This is a genomic window from Chryseobacterium daeguense DSM 19388, from assembly GCF_000430825.1.
Taxonomy (GTDB): Bacteria; Bacteroidota; Bacteroidia; order Flavobacteriales; family Weeksellaceae; genus Chryseobacterium; species Chryseobacterium daeguense.
The window spans coordinates 114,124-133,206 of sequence record NZ_AUMT01000009.1; the positions used below are offsets into that span (position 1 = coordinate 114,124).

Below are 19,083 nucleotides of genomic sequence, written 5' to 3' on the forward strand. Positions count from 1 at the left end.
AATGCCAATAACAGAAGCACAGGCAAAAGCCCGGATTAAAGAGAAATTAAAAATTGCCCGTAACAATATAACGGACCCGGACGAAGCTCTCGACGCTTTAGTCGATGCTCTTTTTGAAATCATTAAAGAATTATTGACAAATGCAACCGTAACCGGAATTTGTTCGGGAAATGGCGGACCATTAACACAAGGAAAAATAACGTAATGGGGAAAATCCTACATAATCAGACAATTTTAGACATTTCAATTGAAACAACGGGAAGTGTTGACAACTGCTTTCAAATAGCAATTGCAAACGGTCACTCTGTATCTGCTGATTTGACCGCCGGGAGTTCTTTCGGCAATGCGAAAGGCTCAAAGCTAAACGAAGATATAGTAGGTTATTATTCCGCAAAGAAAATACACCCCGCAACGGGTAGCACTGAAATATCGGAAGTTCCGCAACTTGGTGGAATCGGCTATATGAAAATCGCAGGAAATTTTAAAGTGAGTTAATTATGAATAAATCATTCCAAGATATTATAAACGAAATGTTGGGCGCGAAAGAAGGTAATTCTGATCTTTCCGGCTTAACATCCACAAGTAAAACGGCTGTGTGGCTTCAAATACTACAAACCGTCGCTTTTATCATTTTTAACTTTCAGGAAGCTTGCAGATTATTTTTAAAAGAAATTGAAGATAAAATTGCAAGTCAAAAAATACCAAACCTAATGTGGTATAGGGGGCTTGCATTAAAATTTCAATATGGCTTTGACCTACTCCCGGAAAGCGACCAATTTTCCACATCTTTTGAAGATAACGGGGTGATTGTGGAAGCAACACCGGAACAAATAGAAGCATCAAAAATTATAAAATATTGTGCAGTTACCCGAAATAAAGGAACTGACGGAAGAATAAAAATTTCAATGAAAATCGCGGGGCAAAATGTAGATGAAATTCTTGAAGATGAAAAGGCTTTAGCATTCAAAGATTATATCGAAGAAGTTCAAGCTGCGGGCGATGATATTGTTATCGTAAACTTCCTCCCGGACATTTTAAAGCTTGAAATTAAAATAGCCATTGATTCGCTTATTTTAAATAACAATGGTATGAGCATAATTACGGGGAAATATCCGGTTCAGGAAACAATACAAAGGTTTTTATTGAACACTCCTTTTAATGGTGAATTGAGCGTCCAAAGTTTAAGAGAAGCCATAAAAGCAACCGAAGGTGTAAAGGATTTACAGGAATTAAATGTTCAAAGTAAATGGATTGACCCAACTGTCGGCGGGTATGGAATGCTTCAGCCGATAACAATTTCTAAAATTCCAAGATCAGGAAGGTTTAAAATTGAAGATTGGAGCGGTATTACATATTTTAACTATACACCACAACAATAATGAATGATGAATTATTTAATATAAATTTTAGAAAATTGGCGATTTGGTATCTGCCGACATTTCTAAGAAAAAAAATAATACAAGCGTTCCTTTGGGCTTTGATTTTTCCCCTTGAATTAATGTATATAGAGTTTGAGAGAACCCGGAAACGTAATCTTACCAAGATGAATCATAATTACCAAAAGTTTTCAATTCAGAAAAGGTTAAATGATGCTTTTGATTCTCAGTTACGAAGAATAGAAATCGTCAAAGGAGTTCAATACGAGGGCGTTTATTTATATACGAAAGGAGAAATCGACCCAAACAGCCCAAATTATTACAGTGATTCTCCCAACAATAAAATGAAATGGCTAAAAACCGATAAACCTCTTTATTTAAGAACAAAATCGGAATTATACAGTGAGTTTGATTTTATTGTGAGAATTCCTGATACAAATATTAATCAGATCAGATTAAGAGCGGAAATAGACTTCTATGTTCTGCAAAGCAAAAATTATAACATCGAAATTATACAATAATGAAATATACTTTCAAATTTTTACAAACGGGTGGTGTACCGCTGACAAATGACCTTATGGCTTTACTTGAAGAAGCTTACGGTATTTTTGAAGTTTTAGGGGAAATAGCGGGAAACCTAACAATTTTAGCAGGTTGCGAAGAGATCGGCTCGACATTTAATCCGGGTATTGTAGCAATTGAGGGTAAGCTTTATTACTTTGAAGGTGGACTTTCAACGCCAACCGTTTACATTCATACCGAAGAAATACAAGAAACTTTTCAAGATCAGGCAAATAAAACCCTTATCGAAAAAAGAACAGTAAAATTCGGCAATGCGGTAACCACTTACAATTGGGCTGATTTTGTTCGTTTAGAAACATTAAAGGATATTCAGGAAAAAGTAAATAATAGCGTTTCTCTATCAGACTTTAATGCTTTGGTAGCTCGCATGGTAATACAGGAAATGAAAACCGCACCGATTCAAAACGGCGGGATTATTTTATCCTGGAGAAAGTCCGCGTCGGAAATACCCCAATTTTGGAAAGAATGCACCGATACAAGAGGTAAAATATTATTACACTGTGACCCGAACGATGTTGATTTTTCCAATTTGGGAAACACCGGAGGAAATAAAACAATTACTCAAACACTCGGTCAAATGCCTAAACATAGGGTAAGATATACAAGGACATTGCCTTGGGCTTCCGGCAGTGGCGGGGGGTTCTCCGGCGGAGGAAATCAATTTAACATTGGTGATGCCGATTCCTCAGAAGTTGGCGGAGATCAGCCAATGAACATAATGAACCCTTACAAAATAGTATTATTCATAGAACCTAACTTCCAATAAAATGCCATACACAGAAATAAACGATATTTTAAGCTGGTTTCAGACTGGCGATTATCCTACCGAATCACAATTTAAAGCTTCTTGGACTTCCTTTTGGCATAAATCAGAATTGATTCCCTTGAATCAAATTCAAGGCATTGATGAATTTTTACAGCAAACTACGCCGATCAGTTCTTTTAATACTCATTTGACTGACCCGGAAGCACACACTAATTATTTAGCAAAAAAAGATGCTTCAAATCTTACAGATCAAAATAAAGAATCTTGGAAAGTTGCTTTAGGGGTTGGCTCACTTCCTTCTAATATTGCAACGGTAGACGATTCTCCAAATAATATATACGGTAATGTTTGGAAAAAAGAACAGAGCGATGCTCTGTATATGATCGTCGACGAGTTTGTTTCCAATGGTAAAATTATGGCTTCAAAAATTGAAGCTTTAGGGCTTACAGAACTTATTACAGTTACGGAAACGTCTCTATCCGCTTTTATGGCGAATAATGCAAATTATGAGTACGAAAAAAACGACATGATCGCCATTCCCGATGGTGCAGGAAATTATTCTTTATACATCTACAGAGGCGGAATTAAAACCGTTTCAGGAAATTATATTCCGACTGGATTAAGCAATATAACTATTGCAATGGTTCAGGGCTTACAGGCTGCTTTAGACGCTAAAATGAATAAACCAACCGCCGCAGGAAACTATTTCATTAATCATAACGGAACAACGACTTACCGTGCTATAAATCCGACTGCTAACTATCTGTTGTTTTGGAATAATACAGATTTTACGGCTTCTGATATATATAATAATGCCGGTAAATATGGAATTGGTACAACGACACCAAGCGAAATGCTACATTTGAATAATGGCAGGATGAGATCAAAGGCTATTGTCTTTGATGATAATACGGAAACTTTGCCGAATCAGCTTACCCAGTCCGCCCGATTGCTATACTATACCGACAACTCCGGTACGAAAAAACGTGTCTTCATGAAAGAAGACTATTTGCCTGAATTCATCCTTCTTCCTTCCCAGTTAACCGAAGCGCAAAAAACCACATGGAAAACGGAAATGAACGGCGGTTTTAGCACTGCGAGTATGAGCGTTTTTATTATTAATCCTGTTGTTATTAAAAAACAAAACGGTAATAATTACATTTCATTACGTGGTGCTAATCTTTACTTGAATCCTGCCAATTTTCAGGTCGACATTGTTAATATGAGCGGGAACGTAGTATTAAATGTTCCTAACTCACAGGTACAGTTAATCAGCACCGGATTAGATTTGGTTTTTTATGTTAATTTATTTTCCCTGCCTTTGGGCAGTTATAAGGTGCGTTTAAGAAACGGACTAGCGGAATACACTACTTCTGTCAATTTCCAATTAGTCGACAATGTCAACAGTATTGATCCTTCGACATTACTTTGGAATACAAAAGTTTATCAGGATGCAGTTACAAGTAAAATGTTTGCTGCTGGAAATACGGTTCAGTACGCACTGGATAGCACCGTAAAAGCCCCTGCCGATGAAGCTGTATTTATATTTAAAGCCAAAACACAACTTCCGGTATTTCCGGCAGGAGAAGATTTTTACTTTGAATTTGATTGTCCTGCTTTATGGGTTAACGGTAATATCTCAAGCAACTTCTTTGGATTATCTGTAATTGCAGACTATCAAACACTAAATAATGACATCATTGGCGGTGTTGCTTTAGGTGTAAGAGGGGATTATTTAAACTGGGTGAATTTTACGAATACTACAGGTAATTTAGATTGGAATCAAACAGTAAATGTTATTTTGGTGAAGCGTGGAAACACTCTAACAAGAATAATTACGGCAAAACGTGCGCAACAAACCACGCCTATGACTTTTATTGATAACGTAACGATTACTGACGGACAGGCTTTATATATTTCTGCAATTTTTCAAAATACTACAGCCTATACTCAACAAAAATTTATGACCATGACTATTAAAGACATGTACACTTTTTAAACACAAACTAATTAATAAAAATCCTAATCATGAACACTTCGGAACTAATTATTAATACAAATGATAAAGAAATGTTAGACGCAATCAACATGACAAGTGACAGCTGGCACGAAATGCCAATCCCGGACCATCCGGTTTACCCGCAATTTAGTAGAAAGTTAATTGTATCCGGGTTTTCTAATCCTGACATGGAGTTACCGGAAGAAAGAATTTATGTGTATGTTACACAGGTTTTAACCCTCAAAACTACTAATAATGTGCATAAAAAAATCAGAATGCCAGATTGGGTTATTTACGAATGGAATAAAGAAGAGGTAATGCGTCCTGATGGGACCTTTATAACAGGAATAAGACAAATTAAGGATGAAGAGGGGAATATAATATCTGAAAATGAAGAGGTTATTAAAATGCCTTCTATCCAATACGTCCGTTTTCTCAATAAAACAAAATCGGTCTATTTGGTTGATATCCTTGCAAGATTCATGATTCAGTATGTAGATAAATTTCAAACAGAAATAGACGATATATAACCTATGAAAACAGTATTAAAATTATTGCTTGAAATCCTTTTTATGCTAATAGGAATCCCGATTTTCTTAGCTCTTTTTATTGTAGGTATCTTTTACACTTTTGTAAAGCACGCTGTAAAGTGGGATTACTCTATTTCAAGACAGTTTACACCAATTTTAAGAAGTATAAATCTTGTTTTTGATGGTTTAGCAAATGCCGGGGCAGGCGAACTATTGAACGATTCCTTTAAAATAAAAAATGATTACGCCCGATATGGGAAATGGTACGAAACGATATCAGCAATTACAGGACTTGTAAAGTTATATGAGAAAGATACTTGGCTGAGAAAGTTTTTAAAAATATTGGGTAAAAATCACTGTGAAGAAGCAATCACAGATATGCAAAATTATTACTATAACCATCTATTTACGAAAGAATGAAAGATTTATTAATAGAACACTTTGGGACGTTTATCGGGGCTATTTTAACGGGAGTAGCGGGGTTTTTATTTGGAAGAAAAAAAATACAGGCGGAAGTTGACGGTCTGTCGGCAGATAACGAGGGTAAAGAAATTGAAAACGCCGATAAATTAGTAAAACTTTATAAAGATGCTATTGATGATCTCGGTAGTAGATATGAGGTAAAATTTAAAGAGGTTACAAGTATGTATGAAATGAAAGTAAAACTTCTTGAAGATGAAATAAACCTTCATAAAAGGATTAATGCACAATTAAAGGAAGAAAATACAATGCTACGTCAGAAAATTAAAGATAGTGGTATAATTCTATAAGGCATTCGGAAAAAAGCCCTCCGACAAAATAAATAAGCTCTCACACAAATTTAAAACGGAACGAACCGCCGTCGGAGGACATAAAGTCTTCTGATCGCGGTTCGTTCTTTTTTTGTGTGAGAGCTACAAATATATAAATTAAATATGGAGATTAAAATAAACAGTAAAAATTTAGGTGAATTAGTAATAAAGCTAATCAGCAAAGAAAAAGCAAAGGAATTAATTGTAAATAACCATTACTCAAAAAAATGGAATAATCCAAGTTTCGGACTTTATAGTTTCGGGATATTCGAAGCCGGAAAGGAAGAAGAAAACGACTGTCTTGGTGTTGCGAGTTATGGATATATGAAAAATTTAAAAGCAAAAATATTTTATCACCCAAACCCGGAAGCATGGATGATTGAATTGAATAGGATGTGGATTTCTGATAAATTGGGTAAAAATGCAGAAAGTATTTTGATTGCACACTCATTAAAAATGCTGAAAAGATTAAATAAAAATATTGTTGCGGTCCAATCTTTTGCGGACGGTCGTCTTGGTTGCGGGACTATCTATAAGGCGTCAAATTTTAAATATTTTGGTAAGCATCAAACAATATTCCTGAAAAACAAATTAACGGGCGAAATAACGCATCAACAAAACTTAACGAACTCTACATCTAAAACACGTTTTATTCGCGATAATATAGCCTATTTGCTCGGTGATTTCGAGACTTTCAAAGTTGACACTTATAGATATATTTTTCCGCTATGTAAAAGGTTTCAATTCAAAAGCCCTCAACAACCCTACCCGGCATATAATAAGGGACAACATGAATACATATGGATAAGAAATAAAAAATTGATAAAAGATCGGCTTATTAACTTCATTAATGATATAAAAGAATAAAAGCTGTCCTTTGGGACAGCTTCATTTTTTAATTTTCGATTGAATTATTGTCTTTTTTAAAAGCTTCAATCATTTGATCTCTTCTTTCTTTTGTAAGAGTTTTGCTTTGAGGATACGGATTACTTTTAAACTCTTCTCTCTTTTTAATGTATTGTTCTCGTGTTACTGGAATTCCTTTTTGTAAAGGTGCAATTTCAACTGCTCTTTTTTCAATTCCAATTGCTGTAAATGAATGAAATTTGTTCGGGTCGCTAACTTCTAAGATTAGACCTGTTAAGCCCTTAAATCGGTAAGGTCCTTCTGATACTGGAATGTCTTTTGTGTACCAAGCTGTATAAACTCTATTACCGAATTTCGTTGTAGCTTTATTACATTTATATCCTAGAATCGTTTTTACATCTTTGTAATTAGTGTCCCAATCTAAATAAGTGTTTTCAAATGTGAAAAAATCACGATTTATATTACTTGTAAAGTAGATTTTTGAACCTTCTCTATATACAGAGTAACCCACTTTATACTTTGGCAATTCAGCTGCTTTGATTTCAACATTACTACCACTTTGAGCCGCAGTTGTTGCTTTTTTAACTGCATCCCTTGCAGCTACATATTGTTGGCTGTAAAACAAAGAATTGTTTGAATTGAAGTCCAAAAGCATAAGTTCTTTGAATCTATGGTTCTCATCTACATCTGTTGTATCTCGTACAAAAGAATATTCATATTGAACCTCAAGGTCTGAAATAGACTTATTAGATTGCTGAGAAAAGCCACAAGCAAATGAAAGTATTGATAAAATTAAAAAGTATTTACGCATCCTCAAATTTAATTAATTCTTAGGTTATTACCACATTCCCATCATTGGGTTAGTAAATGGAGCAGCGCATTCGTCTTCCATTTGCTGTAAGTCTGTTAAAAAACAATCCGGGGCATCATTAGGACCTACTTCCACAGTTTGAGTATAACCGCAAGACGATGTAAGGGTAATTGGGTGATAAAAGAATTTAGCAGTAGAAACAGTTTTTACTTCTTTTGTTTCTGTTTTAACTTCGGCGCTCTTTGCGCTTACTAATCCAGCAACACATACAGTTGCTAATAAAATCATTTTTTTCATAATTGTTTTGTTTAATGATTAATTTAAAAATCGACTTAAATGTATTAAAATATATCAAACGACAAAGAATTTATTTTTTATGTTAAATCGCTAGATATGATTTACTTTTGCATAGTTATAAATAATGATTTATTTTCATTTACGGTAATCCGTAAGGTTATTATAAAAGATTTTTTAAAGGGTGTTTAAACTGGGTTTAAAACCTTATTAAATAAAAAAGACACCCTAAGTGGATGCCGTCAATTATTGTTTTAAAAGCCCTTTTTTGGGCATTTGGTTTTAAAAATTTGTACTTTTGGTTTTCGCGATCATAAATTTTAATGTCGCTGATAAAAAATCAATTTCTAAATATTTACATTTGCAGAAAAATATCATATTTTGAAGAAGCTTCTCAACGAGACTATTATATATGGAATTGGGGCGATCATGCCGAGGATAATTGTCGTATTGCTGAATTATCTGTTTATTAAAAATATTAACAACGAAGATTTTGCAATTTTCACCAATCTTTATGCGCTTATTTCTTTTGTAAATATTGTGCTTTCTTTTGGTTTTGAAACGGCTTATTTCAGGTTTTCTTCAGATAAGGATAATGAGCAAAAAGTATTTAATACATCATTTTGGTTTTTAACGGGATTGTCAAGTGTTTTCCTGATATTGGTTTTATTATTTAATCAACCGATTGCCAATGTTTTCGGATATTCACAAACTCCTGAATTCATCAGATGGTTTGCCTGGATTGCTTTTTTTGATAATATTCTGGTGATCCCTTTAGCCTGGTTTAGATTTCATAACAGACCGATAAAATATACTGCAATTCGTGTAATACAGGCTGTTTTCCAAAGTATTTTTGCTATTGCTTTATTTCTATATATTCCGCAGGAATTTAGTTTACAATTAGGGTTAAAAGAAAAAGTTTCCTATCCTTTTTATAGTAATTTGGCAGCAAGTTTTCTTGGAGTCTTATTGGTAATCCCAATTATCTTAAAGGTAAAACTGCAGTTTTCAAAAGATCTTTTTTCTCAAATGATCAAATATTCCTGGCCGATCATGATTGCAGGCCTTGCATTCATGGTTAATGAAAATTTTGATAAATTTATTCAGAAATTTATTATCGATGATGGCGATGCAGGAGCATATGGTGGCTGCTATAAAATGGCGGTTTTAATGACTCTGTTCGTTACCGCTTACCGAATGGGAATAGAACCGTTCTTCTTTAAACAAATGCAAAATGAAAATGCCAAGCTTACCTATGCAAAAGTAACAGAATATTTTTCGTTTTTCGCATCTATAGTTGCTTTGGGAATTATCGCAAATGTTTCTTGGCTAAAGCATTTACTGGTTCCAAACAGTTCTTATTGGGTTGCCCTTAATATCATACCAATTATTGTAATTGCCAATTTATTTTTCGGTATTTATTATAACCTTTCTACGTGGTATAAAGTGACGGACAGAACAAGAGTAGGAACTTATATTTCCTGGGCCGGGGCGATTCTTACTATTATTTTAAATCTAGCTCTTTTACGTCAATATGGCTTTATGGTTTCTGCATGGGTAACTTTGGCGGCGTATTTTACAATGATGGTTCTATCCTATTTTTTAGGACAAAAATATTACCCTATCCCTTACAGAATGAAGAAAATTGCATTTTTCATTGTTCTTTTGGCTGTTTTCAGTTATGCAATTGCCGATTTCTTCGATTACAATTTATGGATAGGAAACTTACTATTCCTCATTTATGCCGGAATTCTCATCTATTCCGAAAAAGATATGCTACTTTCAAAAATAAGAAGATAAATTTTGGTCTTGAATTTGCTATTCATTGAATTTTATTTCAATGTAAACAAATGTTTAAAAAGATATAAATCATACCACACCAATGGTTTTAATTACTATCTTTAACTTTAAAATTAAAACTAACTAATAAAAAACATACATACATAGTTTATGAAAATTATTGTTCCTATGGCTGGACGCGGCTCCAGATTACGTCCACATACTCTGACAGTTCCAAAACCTCTTATTCCTATTGCAGGAAAACCCATCGTACAGAGGCTGGTAGAAGATATTGCTAAAGTTGCGGGAGAAAAGATTGAAGAAGTAGCTTTTATCATCGGAGATTTTGGTCAGGAGATTGAAAAATCTCTTATTCAGATCGCTGAAAAATTAGGAGCAAAAGGAAGCATTTATTACCAGAATGACCCTCTTGGAACAGCGCACGCCATCAAATGTGCAGAGCAATCCATGAGCGGAGACGTGGTAATTGCTTTTGCAGATACCCTTTTCCGTGCAGATTTCGTTTTGGATAAAAATTCAGACGGGGTTATTTGGGTAAAAAGTGTCGATGATCCGTCTGCTTTCGGAGTTGTAAAACTGGACAATTACGGCTTTATCACAGACTTCGTTGAAAAACCCCAGACTTTCGTTTCAGATCTTGCTATTATCGGTATCTATTACTTTAACAGTGCTGAAAAGCTGATGAACGAAATCAATTATATCATGGATAATGATATTAAAAATGGCGGTGAATACCAATTAACTACAGCATTGGAAAACCTTAGAGCAAAAGGAGCAAAATTCACGCTTGGAAAGGTAAATGACTGGATGGATTGCGGAAACAAAAACGCTACCGTGGAAACCAACAGTAAAATTCTTGACTATGAAAAAGAAGTAATGGTAAACTTCCCTGCTTCGGCTGTTATTGAGAATTCTTTGATCATTCCGCCTTGTTTTATTGGTGAAAATGTGAAAATTTCAAACTCAAAAGTAGGCCCTGGCGTTTCCTTAGGAAATAATACCGTTATCGTAAATTCAAATATCGAAAACTCTCTGATTCAGGAAAATACAAAAATCAACCACGGAAATCTTTCCAATTCCATGATCGGAAACTCCGCGCAGTATTTCGGCGTTGCAAGGGAAATTTCGCTGGGAGATTATTCTGTTTTGGATTTTTTGTCCAAATAAATTCAGGATAGAAAATATTTAACTTAAATAAGATATATTCAGGCCACACAAAAGATTTTGTGTGGTTTGGCGTTAATATTGCAACGTTTTTTAAAAAATTGAAAAGGTAAATACATGAAAAACTGTATCATAGCATTATTATTACTTTTTGTGGCCACTTCCTGCAAAACCAGAAATGCCCATAAAAAAAGGGACAATACCCTAAAAGTAGACAGCACGTATGTACTGGAGGATGACAGCAGGCCTAAAGACGCCAGTCAGCCGATAAGAAATAAGCTTACGTTTTTCGAAAATGTCCTGATCCCGCCACAATTCGAGCAGATAAAAATCAACAGCAAAGTAAATGTGGAAACCGGAAGTTTTATTCCTACCCTGGATGCCACTATTTATATTGAAAAAGATAAAAAAGTATGGATGAACCTTCAGGCACTGTTTCTTACTGTTGCCCGCGGAATTGCTACGCCAGAAGGTATAAAAGGCCAGGATAAAACCAGCAAAACTTACATAGATTCAGATTTTGATTACCTGAATAATTTACTGAACGTGAATTTCATCGATTATAAATCTCTGGAAAAAATCCTTATCGGAAGAACTTTTGTAAAGCTTAATGATTCTCAGTTCACATTAACAAAAAACGCCCAAGGCTATAAAATGGCGTCCAATGTTAATCAAAAATTTGAAACCGAAGAAAAAACCAGAGAATACAAAACGGTATTGCAGTATGATAATAATTATGATCTTTTAAGTGTTAATTTAAAAGACGTTTTATCTCCCGACGAGCTTGAAATATCTTACAGCAATTGGGAAGAGATCAATGGAATCCGACTTCCGAGAAATGTTAAAATAATTATAAAAGGCTCAAAAAGCAGTCAAATCTTACTGGAAAATACGAAATTTGACTTTTCGAGGATGGATACACCCTATTCTGTACCATCTAGTTACAAGAAAATTGAGATTAAATGATTAAAAAATTTAGCTTTTTAATAGGTATTTTATTGTTCGGACTGCATCAGGGACAGCAAAAAAAGGAGCAATTACAAAAACAAAATGCCGAACTTAAAAAACAAATTGCACAAATAAATTCTGATCTGGCAAAGACCAGAAACGAATCCAAACTTTCTATTGCCTATCTTGATAACGTTAATAAAAAACTGGCGTTACGTGAGAAGGTTTACAATAATACCCAGAAGGAAAAAAGATTTATTGAAGATGATATTTATCTTCGCCAGCTGGAGATTAACCGCCAGAATAAAGAGCTTAAAGTACTTCGTGACAATTACGCCAAAGTTTTGGTAAATGCTTATAAAAATAAAGGGGTACAAAATAAAGTAACGTTTATTCTTTCCGCTAAAAACCTGGGTGAAGCTATCCGAAGAGTTCAGTATTTAAAACAATATTCTGATTATCAGGATAAAAAAGCCGCAGAAATTACTGATGCTGCTGCTCAGATAAAAAGAACCATTGCCCAAAGGCAAAATTCTGTAAGGGAGAAAGCCAATCTACTGATCAATCAGCAAAAAGATTTAACAACAATTAATGCTGAAAGGGCTCAAAAAGAGCAGCTGGTAGCCGATTTCAAGAAAAACGAAACCAAGCTTACCGCCGAGCTTAGACAGAAGCAGACACAGTCTAAAGCACTGGAAGGCCAGATAAGAGCTATCATTGCTGAAGAAATAAGAATTGCAAAGGCTGAAGAAGAAGCCAGAAGAAAGGCTGAGGCTGAAAAAATACGACTGGCAAAAATAGCCGCCGAAAGAGAAAAAGCAAGGATAGAAGCCGAAAATAAAGCAAAAGCCGAAGCTCTGGAAAGAGAAAGATTAGCCGCTGAAGCTGCAGCGAAAAAAGCCGCAGAACTGGCAGCAAGAAGAGCTGAAGAAGAAAGAAAACGCAGCGAGGAAGCTGCAAGGGCCGAAGCCACATCAAGAGACGAAGCAAGAAAAGTTGCCGCTAAAAAAGCATCTGACGATGCTGCTGCAAAAGCAAAAGAAGCTACCGATAAATTAATTGCTGCAAGAGCTGCTGAAGCCGCGCTGGCAAAGAAAAAAGAAGACGACAAGAAAGCTGCGGAATCCAAAGCCATGACGAACTTTGGAGTTTCTACCATTGCAGGAAGCAATTTCGCAGAGAACAGAGGAAGAATGAGTTTCCCTGTAGATAAAGGTCAGATTACCCACCGTTTCGGAAGGCAGCCGCATCCTGTCTTTAAAAATATCATGGAGGAAAATAACGGGATTAAGATTTCCGTTCCTTCAGGTACACGTGCAAAGTCTGTATTCCCGGGAACCGTATCATCGGTTTTGGCAAACAGTGACGGAACAAAGACCGTCATGGTAAAACATGGAACTTATTTCACCATTTACTCCAATTTAGGAAGCGTAAGTGTTTCTAAAGGGCAGCAGGTTTCTGCAGGCACTTTGGTAGGAGTTGTAGGTCAGGATTTTGATGGCTCTTATACCCTTGATTTCCAGGTTTGGAACGGAACTACACCAGTTGATCCTTTAGGTTGGGTTTCTTATTAAAAAAGATTAACTTTGTATAAAAATTTGAAATGAATACTTTAACAATACTTGCCTTATCTTGGCAACATATCTTAATCGTAGCAATACTTCTTGTATTACTTTTCGGGGGCAAAAAAATTCCTGAACTTATGAGAGGTGTAGGCTCTGGGATTAAAGAATTTAAAGACGCTGTAAAGGAAGAAGACAAGCCGGGTTCTGAGAACAAAACCACGAACAATAACTCTTCCAGCAACTAAAATCTTTAACGCTCAATGAATTTTACAGAGACTGCATGGAAAGTCTTCAATCAATCTATTGAAGATTATCACGTGTCTGATGACGTTAACACTCTAATTAATAACCCGTTCGAAAAAGATACTTTGGAACGGATTTTGTATGCAAAGAACTGGATTGATACCGTTCAATGGCATTTGGAAGATATTATTAGAGATGAAAATATTAATCCGGCTGAAGCTCTTCTACTTAAAAGAAGAATAGACGCTTCCAATCAGCAAAGAACTGATCTGGTGGAATTTATAGACAGCTGGTTTCTTAATAAGTTTGAAAATATAACTCCTAAACCTGAAGCAAAAATCAATACTGAAACTATCGCATGGGCGGTAGACAGGCTTTCTATTCTTGCATTAAAGGTTTATCACATGTCATTAGAAGCAAACAGAGAATCTGCTTCTGAAGAGCACAGGGCTAATTGCCAGACAAAATTAGACGTGCTTCTTACCCAGAAAGAAGATCTCTCAACTTCTATTAATCAGTTGCTTACTGATATTGAAAACGGTGACGTTAAGATGAAAGTGTACAAACAAATGAAAATGTACAACGATGAAAGTCTTAACCCAATCCTTTATCAAAAGGGGCAACAAAAATGAAACGATTACTTTTTTTTGGAGTATTACTGCTTATAACATCCTGTGCAACGGAAAAACCAAATTTTTCTCCGCTGTCCAACAGTTTTTATAGCGAAACCAAAGGTTCTGATTCAGACAGAGGAGCTAAAAACAGCATTGATATCAATATCAAAGAAAATGTGAACGCTTCGGAAATCTCTAATCTGATCGCTACTTTTCCTCAGTTTAAAAATTCTGCCTTAAACGAAGAAATTACAGGATTAAAATATAGCCTCCAAAATTATCTGTATGCTATAGATGCCAATAATCTTGCCGGGAAAAATAAAGCCATCAAGAACTTTGAAAGATCTTACAAAAAAATTCAGAAATTAAGACAAAAGCTTAATAAGGATGATGATGAAGTCCTTAACAGGTATCTCGTAAGATTAAAAACCAATATTTCTGTAATCGAAGATTCTATAAAAGGAAATTAAAAAACTATTAAACATTCATGATTAAAATTCAGGCGGAAGCCAACGTTCCTACGGAGCACGGTAATTTCCGAATGATCGCTTTCTCCGAAAACGAAAACGACTGGATGCCGCACATGGCCATTATCGCCGAAAATACAGACTTTACTAAACCTGTCAACGTACGCTTCCACTCAGAATGTATTACTGGAGAAGTTTTCCATTCAAAAAAATGTGAATGCGGGCAGCAACTTGACGCTGCTATGAAATATATCCACGAAAACGGAGGAATTATCATTTACCTTCGACAGGAAGGGAGAAATATAGGAATTATAAATAAATTAAAAGCATATTCCTTGCAGGAAAAAGGTTTTGATACAGTAGAAGCCAACCTGAGACTGGGACTTCCCGCAGACGACAGAAATTTCGGGGTAGCAATTGAGATTTTAAATGTATTGGAAGTAAAAGACATTAACCTGCTAACCAACAATCCTGAAAAGGTAAAATATGTAACGGAAAGCAACATCCATCTCAATTCTAGAATTCCGTTGCAAATTCCGGCCAATGAGATCAGTCGGGGATATTTAAAGACAAAAAAAGATTATTTTGGTCATCTGCTTGATGATAATGATAATTAAAGAAATAAAAACTCTGGAATCTTCCAGAGTTTTGCTTTTTTATTGATTTGTTGTGAGTGTCTAGCTGTCATTTCGGTTTTTCTGTTCCCAGTCCCCTACATTTAAAAATAAAAAACTGAAAAGATATATTCTTAATTGATTTTAATGGTCTTTATTTTAGACTCATCAAGATTATAATATTTTACAACTGCATTATAATCGCTAGTATCTACAGAGGCTGTATTTTTCGCAGCACTTGCCGGAACTAGTACTACTCTGAATGTCTGGTTATTTAAATATTGATTGGCTTCTGCAGAAGACATCGTAGATTGATTAAAGTTTGCCGAAGTACGGATATTAACCTCTTGTGTATTAAAATCGAAACTATAATCTAATTCTCTACCCGTAGCCGGTACTGTAACATTATCTAAATAATAAGTTTTAGGAATGCTTTCCCAATATCCACCTACTTTTCTGTATACTAAAACTACATCTGTATTTAAAATATTAATATCCATGGAAAGTGTATAGCTGTTAGAACTGGAAAATGTTCCGGTAGCATCTCTCATTTGAGAATAAGTATCATGATCTACAAAATTATTATTGTTATCATCATCATCGCAGCTGAATATGAACAAACTCACAAACGCCAGCAATAAAATTGGAAGAAATTTTTTCATTTTTATAAAAGTTTAGTTGTTTATTATTTATAAAGCGTATTCAAATCATATACCAAAAATTTCAAAAACATTGTTTTCGTCATTTTTTTAATCGTATTTTTGTTCTTATTCAAAAATTATGAAGAAAATAATTTATACATCCCTCTTTATATTCTTATTTTTCAGCTCAAAAGTAACAGCCCAGTATCAGCCTAAAAACATTTCTAAAGAAGATTTGAAAAAGGCCAGCCAGTGGGTGGACAAAACATACCGCTCCCTTTCCCAGGACGAAAAGCTTGGACAGCTTTTTATTGTAGCTTTATATACCAATAAAGGTGAAAATGAAATTAATAACGTAAGAAATATCGTTACAAATGACAAAATAGGAGGTTTAATCTTAATGCAGGATGATGCAGCAAGGGAAATTAACCTCGTTAATGAATTTCAGCAAAAATCCAGAGTTCCTTTAATGATTGGGATGGATGCAGAATGGGGATTGTTCCAGAGAATTGCAACAGCTCACAAATTTCCGTGGGCCATGACTTTGGGAGCCATTCAGAATAAGATTTTTATTGAGCAAATGGCCGCAAAAATAGCCGAAGACTGCCATAGAATGGGGATCAATTGGGATTTTGCTCCCGTTGTAGATGTCAATACCAATCCGGGAAATCCTATTATCGGGAACAGAAGCTTCGGATCTGAAGTAAATAATGTGATCAATTCGGCTTTAGCTTATTCAAATGGCCTTCAGGACAATAATATTTTAGCAGCAATCAAACATTTCCCGGGCCATGGAGACACCAGTACAGATTCACACTTGGATTTACCCGTTGTTTCGCATAACCTGGATCGTTTGAACGCTATTGAGCTCGCTCCTTTCAAAGCATTGATAAATAAAGGAATCGGTGGTGTAATGGTAGCGCATTTATACGTTCCGGCACTTGAACCGGCTAAAGGAATTCCGGCTTCAGTTTCTAAAAATATTATTACCGGATTATTAAAAGATAAATTAGGATTTAAAGGCTTGATCATCACCGATGCTTTAAATATGGGTGCTGTAGCCAATAAATACAAGCCTGGGGAACTTGATGCACTGGCTTTCAAAGCAGGAAATGATATTATGCTTTTCTCACAAGGCGTTGCGGAAGGAAAAAAATTAATCCAAAAAGCGATTGATAATGGAGAAATTCCTCAATCCAGAGTAGAAGAAAGTGTTAAGAAAATTCTTCTGACCAAATATTTCCTGGGGTTAGACAAATACACCCCGAAAAATCCTGAAAACATTAATGCTGATCTTAATAATGAATCTCATAAGATTTTGGTAACAAATCTTTATTCCGAGGCGATTACCTTATTAAAAGATGAAAAGAAACTGCTCCCGTTATCCGGAAAACAAACCTATTATGTTCCTTTGGAGGAAGCACCTTATCAGACTTTCGCCAATCTGCTGGGATCTAATATAATTATTAAAAAAGTGGCTGAAATCAATTCAATTCCTGCTAATTCCACAGTAATTGTAGGTTTTCATAAAGATAATTCTACCGCTTACAAGCCTTATAAAATCTCAGCAGAATCAAAAAAAGTTTTAGCTGATTTAACGAAAAACCAAAACGTTATCCTAAATGTTTTCGGAAGCCCTTATGCTTTAAGAGATATTGATATTTCAAAAGTTTCAACAGTTCTTGTTTCTTATGAAAACAATGATGATTCCATGACTGCAACGGCTCACGCCCTTACCGGCAAAAGAAAAATATCCGGAAGACTTCCGGTTTTGGTTAATGATAAACTAAAAGCAGGAATGGGAATAGACTTCACCCCACTACAAATTGATACACTAAAACATCCATAAAATAATGAAAATAGGCATACTTTGCTATCCAACATACGGAGGAAGCGGAATCGTTGCAACAGAGCTGGGAATGTCCCTTGCCAATAAAGGCTATGAGGTTCATTTCATCAGTTCTGCGCTTCCGGCCAGATTAGATATCACCAATCCGAATATTTTCTTCCACAGGGTAAATGTTCAAACCTATCCGCTGTTTCAGTATCAGCCTTATGATATTGCATTGAGCTCCATGATTTACCGCGTTGTAAACCTCTACAAGCTAGACCTGCTTCATGCCCATTATGCAATACCTTATGCCTACGCGGCTTATACGGCAAAGCAAATGCTTCAGGAAGATAACAACGATATTCCTTTGGTGACAACACTTCACGGAACAGATATTACCCTGGTTGGCCAGCATCCAAGCTACAAGCATGCGGTGGAGTTTTCCATCAATAAATCTGATGCCATTACTTCTGTATCCGAAAGTCTTAAAAAAGATACCCTTCAGTTTTTCAATATTAAAAAAGAAATCCAAGTAATCACTAATTTTATTGATAATTCTGAGTTTGATGAGTGCAATGAATGCCAGAGAACCCAGTTCGCCAATCCGGACGAAAAAATATTGATCCACGTATCAAATTTACGACCTGTAAAGCGTGTTGATGAAGTGTTACAGATTTTCAAAAATGTTGAGAAAAAAGTAAAATCAAAATTAATTATCATTGGCGAAGGTCCGGACATGGAAAAAGTGAATCAATTCCTCGAAGAAAATCCCGATTTGATTTCAAAGATCCGTTTATTGGGTAAAGTCAATGATTTATATAGAATTCTTCAGCTTTCAGACGTATTTTTACTGCCTTCAGAGCAGGAAAGCTTCGGTCTGGCGGCATTGGAAGCAATGGCGGCCAATACTCCGGTAATAAGCTCCAATGCAGGTGGTATTCCTGAGGTAAATATTCAGGGAGAAACAGGATATCTCGCAGAAATAGGAAACGTAGAAGCCATGAGCAACTATACCATTAAGCTGCTGAGCAATGATGAACTTTTAGCCAAAATGAAGAAAAATGCGAAAGATCAGGCTATAAAATTCGATTTGAAAAACATTCTTCCTATATATGAAGAAATGTATAGAACAACTATAGAAAATTTTAAAAAAGAGTTGACAAGAGTGTAGCACTTCTGC

The 19,083-nt window shown here is 35.3% G+C and carries 23 protein-coding genes; 20 read left to right on the plus strand and 3 right to left on the minus strand.

What is annotated here, in order from left to right:
- Window position 1: 1 nt before the first annotated feature.
- The 10 genes from H560_RS0112110 (at window position 2) to H560_RS0112155 (ending at window position 6,911) form a co-directional block, all read left to right on the plus strand.
- Window positions 2–205, plus strand: a complete 204-nt coding sequence (locus H560_RS0112110) for a hypothetical protein (protein WP_027380290.1) — start codon at window positions 2–4, stop codon at window positions 203–205.
- Window positions 205–495: a hypothetical protein gene (locus H560_RS0112115; RefSeq protein ID WP_034752756.1), complete on the plus strand. Its 291-nt coding sequence runs from the start codon at window positions 205–207 to the stop codon at window positions 493–495. Before H560_RS0112110 ends, H560_RS0112115 begins: the two co-directional genes overlap by 1 nt.
- Before the next feature lie 2 nt (window positions 496–497).
- Window positions 498–1,379 (plus strand): hypothetical protein, encoded by an 882-nt coding sequence (locus tag H560_RS0112120; protein WP_027380292.1) that lies wholly within the window; start codon window positions 498–500, stop codon window positions 1,377–1,379.
- A gap of 164 nt (window positions 1,380–1,543) precedes the next feature.
- Complete coding sequence (locus H560_RS0112125) at window positions 1,544–1,897, plus strand: hypothetical protein (RefSeq protein WP_155845004.1); 354 nt, start codon at window positions 1,544–1,546, stop codon at window positions 1,895–1,897.
- Window positions 1,897–2,724 carry a hypothetical protein gene (locus H560_RS0112130; RefSeq protein ID WP_027380294.1) on the plus strand — a complete coding sequence of 276 codons (828 nt, stop codon included), beginning with the start codon at window positions 1,897–1,899 and terminating at the stop codon, window positions 2,722–2,724. Before H560_RS0112125 ends, H560_RS0112130 begins: the two co-directional genes overlap by 1 nt.
- Window position 2,725: 1 nt before the next feature.
- A complete protein-coding gene (locus tag H560_RS0112135; RefSeq protein WP_027380295.1) occupies window positions 2,726–4,723 on the plus strand; it encodes a hypothetical protein in 1,998 nt (665 codons plus the stop codon).
- Between the two features lie 29 nt (window positions 4,724–4,752).
- Window positions 4,753–5,253 carry a hypothetical protein gene (locus tag H560_RS0112140; RefSeq protein WP_027380296.1) on the plus strand — a complete coding sequence of 167 codons (501 nt, stop codon included), beginning with the start codon at window positions 4,753–4,755 and terminating at the stop codon, window positions 5,251–5,253.
- 3 nt (window positions 5,254–5,256) lie between these two features.
- Entirely contained in the window at window positions 5,257–5,673 is a 417-nt protein-coding gene (locus H560_RS0112145; protein WP_027380297.1) for a hypothetical protein, read from the plus strand.
- Complete coding sequence (locus H560_RS22405; protein WP_051289317.1) at window positions 5,670–6,023, plus strand: hypothetical protein; 354 nt, start codon at window positions 5,670–5,672, stop codon at window positions 6,021–6,023. Before H560_RS0112145 ends, H560_RS22405 begins: the two co-directional genes overlap by 4 nt.
- Window positions 6,024–6,167: 144 nt before the next feature.
- Window positions 6,168–6,911: a Mom family adenine methylcarbamoylation protein gene (locus H560_RS0112155; RefSeq protein WP_034752758.1), complete on the plus strand. Its 744-nt coding sequence runs from the start codon at window positions 6,168–6,170 to the stop codon at window positions 6,909–6,911.
- Between the two features lie 28 nt (window positions 6,912–6,939).
- On the opposite strand, the gene H560_RS22410 is transcribed toward H560_RS0112155, so the two are convergent.
- Window positions 6,940–7,722: a GLPGLI family protein gene (locus H560_RS22410; RefSeq protein ID WP_027380299.1), complete on the minus strand. Its 783-nt coding sequence runs from the start codon at window positions 7,720–7,722 to the stop codon at window positions 6,940–6,942.
- A 27-nt stretch (window positions 7,723–7,749) separates the two neighbouring features.
- Window positions 7,750–8,019 (minus strand): hypothetical protein, encoded by a 270-nt coding sequence (locus H560_RS0112165; protein ID WP_027380300.1) that lies wholly within the window; start codon window positions 8,017–8,019, stop codon window positions 7,750–7,752.
- A gap of 378 nt (window positions 8,020–8,397) precedes the next feature.
- Between H560_RS0112165 and H560_RS0112170 the strand changes: the two genes are divergently transcribed.
- The 8 genes from H560_RS0112170 to ribA all read left to right on the plus strand — a co-directional run bounded on the left by H560_RS0112170 (window position 8,398) and on the right by ribA (window position 15,434).
- On the plus strand, window positions 8,398–9,816 hold the full coding sequence (locus H560_RS0112170) for a lipopolysaccharide biosynthesis protein (RefSeq protein ID WP_027380301.1): 1,419 nt from the start codon (window positions 8,398–8,400) through the stop codon (window positions 9,814–9,816).
- Window positions 9,817–9,966: 150 nt separating this feature from the next.
- Complete coding sequence (locus H560_RS0112175) at window positions 9,967–10,983, plus strand: sugar phosphate nucleotidyltransferase (RefSeq protein ID WP_027380302.1); 1,017 nt, start codon at window positions 9,967–9,969, stop codon at window positions 10,981–10,983.
- A 114-nt stretch (window positions 10,984–11,097) separates the two neighbouring features.
- Window positions 11,098–11,946 carry a DUF4292 domain-containing protein gene (locus H560_RS0112180; RefSeq protein WP_027380303.1) on the plus strand — a complete coding sequence of 283 codons (849 nt, stop codon included), beginning with the start codon at window positions 11,098–11,100 and terminating at the stop codon, window positions 11,944–11,946.
- Entirely contained in the window at window positions 11,943–13,502 is a 1,560-nt protein-coding gene (locus tag H560_RS0112185; protein WP_027380304.1) for a murein hydrolase activator EnvC family protein, read from the plus strand. The genes H560_RS0112180 and H560_RS0112185 overlap by 4 nt, the downstream gene beginning before the upstream one ends.
- Before the next feature lie 29 nt (window positions 13,503–13,531).
- Entirely contained in the window at window positions 13,532–13,738 is a 207-nt protein-coding gene (locus H560_RS0112190) for a twin-arginine translocase TatA/TatE family subunit (protein WP_027380305.1), read from the plus strand.
- Window positions 13,739–13,753: 15 nt separating this feature from the next.
- Window positions 13,754–14,368, plus strand: a complete 615-nt coding sequence (locus H560_RS0112195; RefSeq protein WP_027380306.1) for a DUF4254 domain-containing protein — start codon at window positions 13,754–13,756, stop codon at window positions 14,366–14,368.
- Window positions 14,365–14,820, plus strand: coding sequence for a hypothetical protein (locus H560_RS0112200; protein ID WP_027380307.1), 456 nt, complete (start codon window positions 14,365–14,367; stop codon window positions 14,818–14,820). Before H560_RS0112195 ends, H560_RS0112200 begins: the two co-directional genes overlap by 4 nt.
- A gap of 17 nt (window positions 14,821–14,837) precedes the next feature.
- Entirely contained in the window at window positions 14,838–15,434 is a 597-nt protein-coding gene (gene ribA, locus H560_RS21530) for a GTP cyclohydrolase II (RefSeq protein WP_051289319.1), read from the plus strand.
- A gap of 131 nt (window positions 15,435–15,565) precedes the next feature.
- On the opposite strand, the gene H560_RS0112210 is transcribed toward ribA, so the two are convergent.
- Entirely contained in the window at window positions 15,566–16,093 is a 528-nt protein-coding gene (locus H560_RS0112210) for a hypothetical protein (RefSeq protein WP_027380308.1), read from the minus strand.
- 118 nt (window positions 16,094–16,211) lie between these two features.
- Here H560_RS0112210 and H560_RS0112215 point away from each other — a divergent pair, with 118 nt between their 5' ends.
- Together H560_RS0112215 and bshA are read left to right on the plus strand one after the other, a co-directional pair.
- Window positions 16,212–17,921 (plus strand): glycoside hydrolase family 3 protein, encoded by a 1,710-nt coding sequence (locus H560_RS0112215; RefSeq protein ID WP_027380309.1) that lies wholly within the window; start codon window positions 16,212–16,214, stop codon window positions 17,919–17,921.
- A 4-nt stretch (window positions 17,922–17,925) separates the two neighbouring features.
- Window positions 17,926–19,074, plus strand: coding sequence for an N-acetyl-alpha-D-glucosaminyl L-malate synthase BshA (gene bshA / locus H560_RS0112220; RefSeq protein ID WP_027380310.1), 1,149 nt, complete (start codon window positions 17,926–17,928; stop codon window positions 19,072–19,074).
- Window positions 19,075–19,083 lie beyond the last annotated feature (9 nt).